Consider the following 12,982-nt stretch of genomic DNA (forward strand, 5'->3'; position numbering starts at 1 on the left):
TTTTATATGCCGGTAATTATCCGGCATATATTTAATTATTATTCATTAGAGCGTAATGATATTTCACCACCTATATAAGGGATTACCTCCCCATTATTTTGGCGTAATAATAAAGCACCTTGCTGATTAATCCCCATTTCAATACCAGTTATAATCTTCTCTCCAATCAATAGCTTAACATCTCGCCCCAAGAAATTATCTAATTCAAACCAACGAGATAGAAATGGCAACAAACCTTCCTTTTCAAATAATACTAAAGCATCTTTTAGTGCATTTATAATATTTGCAGATAACTCATTCCTCTCAATATAATCAACTTCATCAGCAAGTGATGACCACTCTTGATTAATTTCTTTATCTTTATTTATATTATTTTTACCCATCCCAATATTAATGCCAATTCCGATAATAATATGGGCTGCATCGCCTGTCTTACCAGTTAGCTCAACAAGAATACCTGCTAATTTTTTATCATTTAAATAAAGATCATTAGGCCATTTAACTTTAACTTTTGATTTGCTTATTTTATTCAATGTTTCAGCAATGATAATACCAACCACTAAGCTAAGTCCTACAGCGGCTGCGGGACCTTGATCTAACTTCCAATACATTGATAAATATAAATTACAACCAAAAGGAGAAATCCACTGACGACCACGTCGCCCTCTTCCCGCACTTTGGTACTCAGCTAAACATGCATCGCCAGATTTTAAGCTAGGTATCCTTTCCAACATATACTGATTGGTTGAATCAATAACCGGCTCAACGATAATATTACTACCTTGAGTATGCTGCATAATGGCTTGAGCATTCAGAAGGTTGATAGAGTAGGGAAGCTTATAACCTTTTCCGGAAATAGTCTGTATATCAAGCCCCCAAGAACGCAGTGTTTTAATATGTTTATTAATGCCTGCTCGGGTCATCCCTAAAATATCACCCAGCTGTTGCCCTGAATGAATTTGAGCATCGGACAGAATATCTATCAACTGTAGAGGAATACTGGTTTCTTTCATAAAATACAGTCCATTGGGTTAATTTCACCATATTTTCCAATAAATCTAACTTCTGGCTCAAGCATAATACCAAAGCGCTTATAAACCCTTTGACTAACATATTTAGCTAAATTGACGATATCCCATCCGGTAGCATGACCTTTGTTAATCAGTACAAGTGCTTGCTTAGTATGTACTGCCGCACCACCTAATTCGTAGCCTTTTAAACCGCATTGATCAATTAACCAGCCAGCCGCAACTTTAATGGAACCATCATCCTGTAAATATTGTGGGCATGACGGATATTGTTGCCTCAATTGTTCTGCTTTATCAGCCGAAATAATCGGATTTTTAAAAAAACTACCTGCATTACCTGTAACAGAAGGATCCGGTAATTTCATTTTACGCGTATTACATACTGAATTAAAAACTTGCTGTGGCGTTACCGTTTGTGGGTCTAACAATGCCAAATCCCCATATGTAAGCTTAGGAGACCATTGCTTAGGTAATTTTAAACCAACTCCCACAATAACGTGTGTGTGTTGATATTCATGCTTAAAGATACTATCCCGATAGCCAAAGCGGCATTCTTCTGCCAAGAGTCTTGATGGCTTTCCAGTCGTTAAATCAAGGGTATCCACATACTCACAAAGATCTTTGAGCTCTATGCCATAAGCCCCTATATTTTGAATCGGAGCAGAACCCACACACCCAGGTATTAACGCCAGATTTTCGGCACCATAGATCCCCTGATTTAGTAAAGATTCTATTAATTGATGCCAATTTTCTCCAGCGCCTGCATATACATGCCAAAAATCAGCCTGCTCAGTGGTCGTCACCCCCATTATTCTATTAAGAATGACTACACCATCAAAATCATCAATAAAGAGAACGTTGCTTCCACCGCCAAGAATTAAAACTGGTAATTGCTGTTTTCTTGCATCACACCATAGCTGATAAATAAGCTCTGCCGATCCTGCAAGATAAATTGACTTTGCTTTTGCTTCCAGCGCAAAGCTATTAAATTGTTTTAATTCAAGGGATGAGTTCATTGTTGCCTTCAGCACATAACAAATAAAGATTAGATAAGTCTAACAGGCTGATTGAAGAGAATCATTAAATAATAGAGTTACAGTAGAAGATTGCATGGAAGGTATGAAACGTATGTAATGATGTGCTTTATAAAAGCTAGATAGCAAAAAGCCACCCTAAGGTGGCTTTTTATATTTGAAACCTAGCAGTTCCCTACTCTCACATGGGGAGACCCCACACTACCATCGGCGCTACGGCGTTTCACTGCTGAGTTCGGCATGGGGTCAGGTGGGACCACCGCGCTATTGCCGCTAGGTAAATTCTTTTTAAATGCCGATAATTTCTGGTGCTGATACCCAGATTCGAACTGGGGACCTCACCCTTACCAAGGGTGTGCTCTACCAACTGAGCCATATCAGCAATATGGTGCGGTCAGTCAGTACTGACACAACCTTTAAAATTAATGTCTGGCAGTTCCCTACTCTCACATGGGGAGACCCCACACTACCATCGGCGCTACGGCGTTTCACTGCTGAGTTCGGCATGGGGTCAGGTGGGACCACCGCGCTATTGCCGCCAGACAAATTCTGTTTCGTTCCCGTTTGCAGTTATCTCAACGCAAACCAGAACCTCAATCTCAAACAAGCTGTGTGTCCCTCACCTTTCGGCTTCTCACTACTCAAAAACAACTCAATCTCTCTAAAACACCTTCGGTGTTGTCAGGTTAAGCCTCACGGTTCATTAGTACTGGTTAGCTCAACGTATCGCTACGCTTACACACCCAGCCTATCAACGTCTTAGTCTTAAACGTTCCTTTAGGACCCTTAAAGAGTCAGGGAAGACTCATCTCAAGGCAAGTTTCCCGCTTAGATGCTTTCAGCGGTTATCTCTTCCGCACTTAGCTACCGGGCAATGCCATTGGCATGACAACCCGAACACCAGTGGTGCGTCCACTCCGGTCCTCTCGTACTAGGAGCAGCCCCTTTCAATCTTCCAACGCCCACGGCAGATAGGGACCGAACTGTCTCACGACGTTCTAAACCCAGCTCGCGTACCACTTTAAATGGCGAACAGCCATACCCTTGGGACCTACTTCAGCCCCAGGATGTGATGAGCCGACATCGAGGTGCCAAACACCGCCGTCGATATGAACTCTTGGGCGGTATCAGCCTGTTATCCCCGGAGTACCTTTTATCCGTTGAGCGATGGCCCTTCCATTCAGAACCACCGGATCACTAAGACCTACTTTCGTACCTGCTCGAGCCGTCACTCTCGCAGTCAAGCTGGCTTATGCCTTTGCACTAACCGCATGATGTCCGACCATGCTTAGCCAACCTTCGTGCTCCTCCGTTACTCTTTGGGAGGAGACCGCCCCAGTCAAACTACCCACCAGACACTGTCCGCACCCCGGATCACGGGGCAACGTTAGAACATCAAACATTAAAGGGTGGTATTTCAAGGTTGGCTCCATGCAGACTGGCGTCCACACTTCAAAGCCTCCCACCTATCCTACACATCAAGGCTCAATGTTCAGTGTCAAGCTATAGTAAAGGTTCACGGGGTCTTTCCGTCTTGCCGCGGGTACACTGCATCTTCACAGCGAGTTCAATTTCACTGAGTCTCGGGTGGAGACAGCCTGGCCATCATTACGCCATTCGTGCAGGTCGGAACTTACCCGACAAGGAATTTCGCTACCTTAGGACCGTTATAGTTACGGCCGCCGTTTACTGGGGCTTCGATCAAGAGCTTCTCCTTACGGATAACCCCATCAATTAACCTTCCAGCACCGGGCAGGCGTCACACCGTATACGTCCACTTTCGTGTTTGCACAGTGCTGTGTTTTTAATAAACAGTTGCAGCCAGCTGGTATCTGCGACTGGCTTCAGCTCCATGGGTAAACCACTTCACCTAGCGCCAGCGTGCCTTCTCCCGAAGTTACGGCACCATTTTGCCTAGTTCCTTCACCCGAGTTCTCTCAAGCGCCTGAGTATTCTCTACCTGACCACCTGTGTCGGTTTGGGGTACGATTAATGATAATCTAGAGCTTAGAGGCTTTTCCTGGAAGCGGGGCATGAGCTACTTCATCACCGTAGTGACTCGTCATCAGACCTCAGCATTAGTGAACCGGATTTGCCTAATTCACCTGCCTACATCCTTAAACCGGGACAACCGTCGCCCGGATAGCCTAGCCTTCTCCGTCCCCCCATCGCAATTATCACCAGTACAGGAATATTAACCTGTTTCCCATCGACTACGCATTTCTGCCTCGCCTTAGGGGTCGACTCACCCTGCCCCGATTAACGTTGGACAGGAACCCTTGGTCTTCCGGCGTGCGGGTTTTTCACCCGCATTATCGTTACTTATGTCAGCATTCGCACTTCTGATACCTCCAGCATACCTCACAGTACACCTTCGCAGGCTTACAGAACGCTCCCCTACCCAACAACATCTAAATGTCGCTGCCGCAGCTTCGGTGCATGGTTTAGCCCCGTTACATCTTCCGCGCAGGCCGACTCGACCAGTGAGCTATTACGCTTTCTTTAAATGATGGCTGCTTCTAAGCCAACATCCTGGCTGTCTGAGCCTTCCCACTTCGTTTCCCACTTAACCATGACTTTGGGACCTTAGCTGGCGGTCTGGGTTGTTTCCCTCTTCACGACGAACGTTAGCACCCGCCGTGTGTCTCCCGTGATAACATTCTTCGGTATTCGTAGTTTGCATCGAGTTGGTAAGTCGGGATGACCCCCTAGTCGAAACAGTGCTCTACCCCCGAAGATGAGTTCACGAGGCGCTACCTAAATAGCTTTCGGGGAGAACCAGCTATCTCCCGGTTTGATTGGCCTTTCACCCCCAGCCACAAGTCATCCGCTAATTTTTCAACATTAGTCGGTTCGGTCCTCCAGTTAGTGTTACCCAACCTTCAACCTGCCCATGGCTAGATCACCGGGTTTCGGGTCTATACCCTGCAACTCATTCGCCCAGTTAAGACTCGGTTTCCCTACGGCTCCCCTATACGGTTAACCTTGCTACAGAATATAAGTCGCTGACCCATTATACAAAAGGTACGCAGTCACACCCGAAGGTGCTCCCACTGCTTGTACGTACACGGTTTCAGGTTCTATTTCACTCCCCTCGCCGGGGTTCTTTTCGCCTTTCCCTCACGGTACTGGTTCACTATCGGTCAATCAGGAGTATTTAGCCTTGGAGGATGGTCCCCCCATATTCAGACAGGATAACACGTGTCCCGCCCTACTCGTCGAGTTCACAACACCAACACCTTCGGATACGGGGCTATCACCCTTTACTGCCGGACTTTCCAGACCGTTCTCCTGATGCTGATGCTGATTAAGACTCTGGGCTGCTCCCCGTTCGCTCGCCGCTACTAGGGGAATCTCGGTTGATTTCTTTTCCTCGGGGTACTGAGATGTTTCAGTTCCCCCGGTTCGCTTCGTTTGACTATGTATTCATCAAACGATAGTGCAACGGATTGCACTGGGTTTCCCCATTCGGAAATCGTCGGGTATAACGGTTCATATCACCTTACCGACGCTTATCGCAGATTAGCACGTCCTTCATCGCCTCTGATTGCCTAGGCATCCACCGTGTACGCTTAGTCGCTTAACCTCACAACCCGAAAGTGTTTCGTTTCAGACGAACTTAGGCGTCATGGCTGTGCGTGGTGAACTTCTGCGTTGGGCAGTGCTCGCTATGCTCACGTACCTATGTACGCTGCGCTAGCTGTGCGCTGTCCGCCTTGAATTTCACACTGCTCGCTCATGCCACTCGCGGTTCGTTTTGAAGAAAACCTTCACGTTGAGATTTTTGAGAGACTCTCACATTGTTTAAGCGATAAACAATGTGCGTTGTTTTCAATTTTCAGCTTGTTCCAGATTGTTAAAGAGCATAATTGTTAAACCCACTACACTGTAATGGGCTTAATCATTATTGGGGTATCGCCTTTCACTCGATGACCGGCGCATTGGCGTCCCCTAGGGGATTCGAACCCCTGTTACCGCCGTGAAAGGGCGGTGTCCTAGGCCTCTAGACGAAGGGGACATCAGTCTCTGCTTCGCAGACGCGCTTGCTGCTCTACTTTCTATCAGACAATCTGTGTGAACACTTCACAAAAACACTTCAATGGTAAGGAGGTGATCCAACCGCAGGTTCCCCTACGGTTACCTTGTTACGACTTCACCCCAGTCATGAATCACAAAGTGGTAAGCGCCCTCCCGAAGGTTAAGCTACCTACTTCTTTTGCAACCCACTCCCATGGTGTGACGGGCGGTGTGTACAAGGCCCGGGAACGTATTCACCGTAGCATTCTGATCTACGATTACTAGCGATTCCGACTTCATGGAGTCGAGTTGCAGACTCCAATCCGGACTACGACGTACTTTATGAGTTCCGCTTGCTCTCGCGAGGTCGCTTCTCTTTGTATACGCCATTGTAGCACGTGTGTAGCCCTACTCGTAAGGGCCATGATGACTTGACGTCATCCCCACCTTCCTCCGGTTTATCACCGGCAGTCTCCTTTGAGTTCCCGACCGAATCGCTGGCAACAAAGGATAAGGGTTGCGCTCGTTGCGGGACTTAACCCAACATTTCACAACACGAGCTGACGACAGCCATGCAGCACCTGTCTCAGAGTTCCCGAAGGCACCAAAGCATCTCTGCTAAGTTCTCTGGATGTCAAGAGTAGGTAAGGTTCTTCGCGTTGCATCGAATTAAACCACATGCTCCACCGCTTGTGCGGGCCCCCGTCAATTCATTTGAGTTTTAACCTTGCGGCCGTACTCCCCAGGCGGTCGATTTAACGCGTTAGCTCCGGAAGCCACGCCTCAAGGGCACAACCTCCAAATCGACATCGTTTACAGCGTGGACTACCAGGGTATCTAATCCTGTTTGCTCCCCACGCTTTCGCACCTGAGCGTCAGTCTTTGTCCAGGGGGCCGCCTTCGCCACCGGTATTCCTCCACATCTCTACGCATTTCACCGCTACACATGGAATTCTACCCCCCTCTACAAGACTCTAGCTGACCAGTCTTAGATGCCATTCCCAGGTTAAGCCCGGGGATTTCACATCTAACTTAATCAACCGCCTGCGTGCGCTTTACGCCCAGTAATTCCGATTAACGCTTGCACCCTCCGTATTACCGCGGCTGCTGGCACGGAGTTAGCCGGTGCTTCTTCTGTCGGTAACGTCAATCGTTGATGATATTAGCATCAACGCCTTCCTCCCGACTGAAAGTACTTTACAACCCTAGGGCCTTCTTCATACACGCGGCATGGCTGCATCAGGCTTGCGCCCATTGTGCAATATTCCCCACTGCTGCCTCCCGTAGGAGTCTGGGCCGTGTCTCAGTCCCAGTGTGGCTGATCATCCTCTCAGACCAGCTAGGGATCGTCGCCTAGGTGAGCCATTACCCCACCTACTAGCTAATCCCATATGGGTTCATCCGATAGCGCAAGGACCGAAGTTCCCCTGCTTTGCTCCTAAGAGATTATGCGGTATTAGCCACCGTTTCCAGTAGTTATCCCCCTCTATCGGGCAGATCCCCATACATTACTCACCCGTCCGCCGCTCGTCAGCGAGAAGCAAGCTTCTCCTGTTACCGCTCGACTTGCATGTGTTAGGCCTGCCGCCAGCGTTCAATCTGAGCCATGATCAAACTCTTCAATTAAAAGTGTTTGATGCTCAAAGAATGTCTTACTGACCGTAACGTTCTTTTGTTCGGCTAACTTTGTCAGCTGCACATCGCCTCACCTCGCCGTACCTAAGTACTGTCTCGGCTCATCGCTGCTTGCTTTCGCGTTATCCTTCCAAAATAAGCGTTACTACCTTATTTCATATATATGAATTAACGTGTTAGTCACTCTTCAAGACTTTAAAATCAAATATTTTTTGATAGTGTCTTGTGAGTGCCCACACAGATTGTCTGATAAATTGTTAAAGAGCGTTGCGACTTTATCTTTCGATATTAACCGTTTAGGTCGTTGTCGCGAGGTGGCGTATAATACGCTTTCCTCATCGAGAGTCAAGCTTTTTTTTCGCTTATTCTTTTCAGAATCTCTCGCTGCCTTCGTGATGCTTTTTAGGTTATCCCTTGGGCTTGCCATCACATTTCGTGTCGGCTCATCGTCGGTCAGTGGAGGCGCATTATAGGGAGTCAGGAAAATCACGCAACCCCTTTTTTGCATTTTTTTTCTGTTTGCTCAGCATTCCATCAAATTTGAGTTAAATCGCTAGTTTTTCCAGCGAATCAAACCCTTCACCAGCTAATACTGGCTGTAATGCTTGCGCTTCATCGTTCATTAATAAGCAATATGCAAAGTCTTTTTCTTCACTTGAAGTTGTCTCGTCTGCTTGATTGCTGATCAACCAAACTGTACGCCTTGCAATTGCAGCCCCTGAATCAATAAATCTTGTCCCACTCGCTAACACCTGTTCAAGTTCTTCAACAAGTAATGGGAAATGAGTGCACCCTAAAATTACGGTATCAGGTGGTTCCGGCATTCTTAGCCATGGTTTCACTGCATTTGCAACTTCAGTTAATGGTATTTTTTCACCATGGAGTTTTCTTTCTGCTAGTTGTACAAGATCTGATGAACCAAGTGAAATTACCTTACAATCCGTTGCAAATCGCGCTATTAACTCTTTTGTATACTCACGATTCACCGTGCCTTTTGTTGCCAACAGCCCTACGACACCATTTCGGGTTAACTTAGTTGCAGGCTTAATCGCTGGCACTACCCCCACAATTGGAAAGGTAAAATGTGCTCTTAAGTTTGGTAAACCGACCGTACTCGCCGTATTACAAGCAATGATGGTGATCGTCAAAGCATGTTTCTTTGCCACGGCATCTACAATCTGATACACCCTGTCGATAATAAACTCTTCACTTTTTTCACCATAAGGAAATGCTTCATTATCGAATACATATATATAGTGAGCATTAGGAAGTAATTTTTTAACTTCACGGTAAACAGATAACCCGCCCACTCCTGAGTCGAACACAAGAATGGTCGGGCGAATAGATAGATTGTGATTAGAAGTTGTAGCTTCCAGTAAGGAAATATTCTCTTCCAGCGGTGCGATAACCATACGCGGTCTCATAGTCTTTATCGAACATGTTAGCTATTTTACCACGAATTGTGAGATGTGAAGTGATCGGATATGCAGCTGTGATATCCCAAACGCTATATCCGCCTACTTTTAAACGATTTCCTAATGCATCAACATCATAACGCTGTCCCACATATTGATAAGTAATTCCCATATTCATCTGATACATAGTCCAATCAAGCTGATATTTTACTTGCTGCTTTGCTCTTCTTAGCAAAACTTGATCCGTATCTTTATTTCTAGGGTCAATATATTGGTAAGTTAACTGATGTTGGAAAATGCCCGTTTCTATTTCCCCAATCCATTCAATTCCTTTGATTTTCGCTTTATCTATATTTTCGTAGGTAGAAATTGGGTAACCATATTTATATGTAATTAGATTATCAATATCATTATGATAAGCATTGAATTGCCATAATAGTGGGCCCGTTACGCCTTCTAAACCCATTTCCCATTGTTGGCTTTTTTCTGGTTTAAGATTTGGATTACCAAGTGTCGTTCCCCATTCCGAGGAGGAGTTCGCATACAACTGCCCTAGATTAGGTGCTTTATACGCTGTGGCATAAGAACCAATAATTTTATATCCATCATAAAATTCCCAGCTGAGTCCTGATTGCCATGTCGTGTGCCAATCAAATTCAGAATGATGGTCTGCGCGTACCGCTGCTTCAGCTGTAACAGAGTTAATTGGAGCATATTGGCCGGTTAAATATAACCCTGTTGTCTTTACCGATTCTTTTTTATTCGCCATAGCAGTGCCTGGTTCAATATTTTGATATTGATAATCAACACCACCACTAATATTTCCTTTATCTAAGCGATAGCTATTACCCCATTGCAAATTATATTGCTGGGATTCATCTAAGCTGGAAAATTGACTATATTGTCCATGACGCGGGTCATAATTATAGTCTTTCACCCGACTATAGTTTCCCATTAAAGAGCTGGAGTAATTGCCCTGTTGATATTTTACGCCGGTTTCATAGGTACGGCTATAAAGCTTACGCGTATCAACAAGTGATACCCCATCGTCATAACTATCATAGTTTGCTCTATTATCGTAACCATAAGCACGCGCGTAAGCTAATACCTCAGATGAAAACTGATGCTCCACTCCTAACCATAATGTTTTATTAAGAAAACCATCTTTATCAGGCTGTGGATGCATGCCAGTCATCCCTCTAGCTTCTACATCAAACCCTGTTGTGTGGGTATAAGCACCCGCTGCGGTTACAGTTGTATTGTCGCCAATTTTCTGTTGAGTTGAACCGTTATAATTTTGATAACCATATGAACCGGCTCCAGCATTCAATGTTGTTCCATCATTATCACGGCGAGTAATAATATTCACCACACCACCAACAGCATCTGAACCATAAACGGCAGATCTCGCACCGCGAATATATTCAATTTTTTGGACTAATGAGATAGGAATTTGGCTAAGATCAGATGACCCAGATATTCCTGCTTGGTTTAACCGTACACCATCAATTAAAACCAAAACATGGCGGGATTCTGTTCCCCTGATAAATAAAGAACTTTGTTGTCCCATACCACCACTTTGTGAGATATCAACACCGGGTAGTCGTTTCAATACATCGACCACGGTATTAGATTGCCAATGATCAATTTCTTCACGTGTGACTACAGTTACAGGCGCTAATATCGATGAAATTGGTTGTTCAAAACGGTTAGCTGTCACCACCATTTCGTCAGATTGATTTTTTGCATTTGCCAGAGAAGAAATACCACACAACACTGCCACAGCAGCAACCGAAAACGGCAGCAACTTATTATTATTCATTATGATAACACCCGGAAAATCAATTAAATTAAAATTCCGCGAGGCTGAATATAAGATCCGCGCAAATATTCAACAAAGCGAGGTAAAGGTTGTGGACAGGTATCGGACTTTTACCGTTGCGCGTCAGTTTTGGACTCACACCAAATTCCCTGTTCACTCTACATATTATCCTATGAGGAATCGCAATTGGTGTCTACGGATGGATAATGAAAACTGGACATCTGCAGCGCATTCCCTACAATTTCGCTCCTGATCTGAATTTTACTATTTTATACTCTAAATAATTCGAGGTGCAGGTAGGCGACAAGTGAAGATAGACCAGGAGCATAGATAAACTCTATGACTCGGCGAGCGTAGCGTAGTCAACAACCCTGCAACTTGAAGTATAACGAGTATATGGAGCCAAACATGTCAAACTCCTTACATATTGAAAACTACGAGCAGCAACTCGCAGAAAAAACTGATCGTTTAAAGGCTATGATGGCTCCTTTTAACGCACCTGAACCTGAAATTTTTTCATCGCCAAAATCCCATTACCGAATGCGTGCAGAGTTTCGAGTGTGGCATGACGGTGATGACCTGTTTCACATCATGTTTGATAAAGAAACAAAAGAGCGCATTCGAATTGATCAATTTCCTGTCGCAAGTCAGCTCATTAATCATGTTATGGCAAAAATCTTGCCACTAATAAAAGAAAATGAGCTGCTACGCCATAAATTATTTCAGATTGATTACCTTTCAACACTAAGCAATAAACTTATCGTTTCTTTGCTATATCATAAGAAATTAGGCGATGAATGGATTGAAGCAGCTAAGCAATTAAAAGAAAAACTCACTAATGAAGGTTTCGATCTTCAGCTTATCGGCCGTGCATCAAAAACAAAAATTATGTTAGATAATGATTATGTTGATGAGTGTTTGACAATAAACGGTCGCAATATGATTTATCGCCAAGTAGAAAATAGTTTTACTCAACCGAATGCACAAGTGAACGTTAAGATGCTAGAGTGGGCTATTGCTGCGACAAAAAATTCGACGGGTGATCTACTAGAGCTTTATTGTGGTAATGGTAATTTTTCATTAGCGTTAGCGCAAAACTTTGAACGGGTACTTGCCACTGAAATTGCCAAGCCTTCTGTCACAGCAGCGCAATACAATATCGCAGCTAACCACATTAATAATGTACAAATTATCCGAATGTCAGCTGAAGATTTTACCCAAGCCATGCGCGGTGTACGTGAATTCAAACGACTTGACGGTATCAATCTTAGCGATTACCAATGTAATACAATTTTTGTTGATCCTCCGCGCAGTGGTTTAGATGACAAAACGGTCAAATTAGTACAAGAATATGACAATATCCTCTATATTTCCTGCAACCCAGAAACCTTGTGCGACAATTTAGTCGTTTTAAATGAAACCCATGTAGTGAAAAAGCTAGCGTTGTTTGATCAATTTCCTTACACCCATCATATGGAAAGCGGTGTTTTACTGACTCGCCGTTAATTGTTTAATTTATACTCTAAAAAATTCAAGCTGTCGTAAGGTAGTCATGTGAAATATAACGAGTATAGATACACAAACGCCGCAATGTTTTACATTACGGCGTTTTCTATTAAGCTAATTTTTTAACCAAATTAAACTTCAGCTTCATTTTCAGCAGCCAGTTCCTGCTGTTCTTTTTTGCGTGTTTTCCAGCTTGTATATAACCACAAAGCTAGTGCAACAATAATGGTTGCAGGAATAAAGTTAGAACCCACTTCTGGGTGCTGCACGCGCAGGATCGCAGCGTACGCAAATAAACCTAAAAAGAAGTTACCCACGACAAATTTAGGTAACCCCATTGGCATTGCATGATGTAAGTAACGCTGGTGTAGGCTATAAACTGCTAATATTAAAGTAATAATCGGAAATATAGAAAACTCTACTAAGGAGTTAAACAGAGCAGAGAAAGTTCCGTGAGTCGATAAGCCAACCACTAGTGCGAGTAGTAATGTGCTTTTCTCATAGCGATTGTGTTCCGTCATTGAT

At 44.4% G+C, this 12,982-nt stretch carries 6 protein-coding genes, 2 tRNA genes, 4 rRNA genes and 1 riboswitch; of the genes, 1 reads left to right on the forward strand and 11 read right to left on the reverse strand.

Translation table 11 applies throughout. From position 1 onward, the window contains the following. Nucleotides 1–38: 38 nt before the first annotated feature. The 10 genes from birA to btuB form a co-directional block, all read right to left on the reverse strand. Entirely contained in the window at nt 39–1,013 is a 975-nt protein-coding gene (gene birA, locus M1E96_RS19950; RefSeq protein WP_070929312.1) for a bifunctional biotin--[acetyl-CoA-carboxylase] ligase/biotin operon repressor BirA, read from the reverse strand. Beyond that, nucleotides 1,010–2,044, reverse strand: a complete 1,035-nt coding sequence (murB, locus tag M1E96_RS19955) for a UDP-N-acetylmuramate dehydrogenase (RefSeq protein WP_319069268.1) — start codon at nt 2,042–2,044, stop codon at nt 1,010–1,012. The genes birA and murB overlap by 4 nt, the downstream gene beginning before the upstream one ends. Before the next feature lie 180 nt (nt 2,045–2,224). After that, nucleotides 2,225–2,340 (reverse strand): 5S ribosomal RNA (rrf, locus tag M1E96_RS19960). Nucleotides 2,341–2,368: 28 nt separating this feature from the next. Next, nucleotides 2,369–2,444, reverse strand: a tRNA-Thr gene (locus tag M1E96_RS19965). 45 nt (nt 2,445–2,489) lie between these two features. Further along, nucleotides 2,490–2,605 (reverse strand): 5S ribosomal RNA (gene rrf, locus M1E96_RS19970). Between the two features lie 139 nt (nt 2,606–2,744). Further along, nucleotides 2,745–5,648, reverse strand: a 23S ribosomal RNA gene (locus M1E96_RS19975). A gap of 356 nt (nt 5,649–6,004) precedes the next feature. Continuing rightward, nucleotides 6,005–6,080, reverse strand: a tRNA-Glu gene (locus M1E96_RS19980). Between the two features lie 85 nt (nt 6,081–6,165). After that, nucleotides 6,166–7,705, reverse strand: a 16S ribosomal RNA gene (locus M1E96_RS19985). The 16S, 23S and 5S rRNA genes sit together here with 2 tRNA genes alongside, the layout of an rRNA operon. Before the next feature lie 554 nt (nt 7,706–8,259). Further along, nucleotides 8,260–9,126 (reverse strand): glutamate racemase, encoded by an 867-nt coding sequence (gene murI / locus M1E96_RS19990; RefSeq protein WP_369097224.1) that lies wholly within the window; start codon nt 9,124–9,126, stop codon nt 8,260–8,262. After that, nucleotides 9,071–10,951 (reverse strand): TonB-dependent vitamin B12 receptor BtuB, encoded by a 1,881-nt coding sequence (btuB, locus tag M1E96_RS19995; protein ID WP_272580748.1) that lies wholly within the window; start codon nt 10,949–10,951, stop codon nt 9,071–9,073. Before btuB ends, murI begins: the two co-directional genes overlap by 56 nt. Nucleotides 10,952–11,027: 76 nt before the next feature. Beyond that, a riboswitch (cobalamin riboswitch) is annotated at nt 11,028–11,150 on the reverse strand. Nucleotides 11,151–11,359: 209 nt separating this feature from the next. Here btuB and trmA point away from each other — a divergent pair. Beyond that, entirely contained in the window at nt 11,360–12,457 is a 1,098-nt protein-coding gene (gene trmA, locus M1E96_RS20000; protein ID WP_369427294.1) for a tRNA (uridine(54)-C5)-methyltransferase TrmA, read from the forward strand. A 131-nt stretch (nt 12,458–12,588) separates the two neighbouring features. Here trmA and M1E96_RS20005 read toward each other — a convergent pair whose 3' ends face one another. After that, entirely contained in the window at nt 12,589–12,978 is a 390-nt protein-coding gene (locus M1E96_RS20005; protein WP_140183100.1) for a YijD family membrane protein, read from the reverse strand. Between the last annotated feature and the right edge of the window lie 4 nt (nt 12,979–12,982).

This window comes from Providencia sp. PROV236, from assembly GCF_033676985.1.
In the GTDB taxonomy this organism is placed as follows: domain Bacteria; phylum Pseudomonadota; class Gammaproteobacteria; order Enterobacterales; family Enterobacteriaceae; genus Providencia; species Providencia manganoxydans.

Excerpts from the sequence above, each read along its gene's own strand:
- birA (WP_070929312.1), bottom strand. The coding sequence starts at position 1,013 with ATGAAAGAAACCAGTATTCCTCTACAGTTGATAGATATTCTGTCCGAT.
- murB (WP_319069268.1), bottom strand. The coding sequence starts at position 2,044 with ATGAACTCATCCCTTGAATTAAAACAATTTAATAGCTTTGCGCTGGAA.
- murI (WP_369097224.1), bottom strand. The coding sequence starts at position 9,126 with ATGGTTATCGCACCGCTGGAAGAGAATATTTCCTTACTGGAAGCTACA.
- btuB (WP_272580748.1), bottom strand. The coding sequence starts at position 10,951 with ATGAATAATAATAAGTTGCTGCCGTTTTCGGTTGCTGCTGTGGCAGTG.
- trmA (WP_369427294.1), top strand. The coding sequence starts at position 11,360 with ATGTCAAACTCCTTACATATTGAAAACTACGAGCAGCAACTCGCAGAA.
- M1E96_RS20005 (WP_140183100.1), bottom strand. The coding sequence starts at position 12,978 with ATGACGGAACACAATCGCTATGAGAAAAGCACATTACTACTCGCACTA.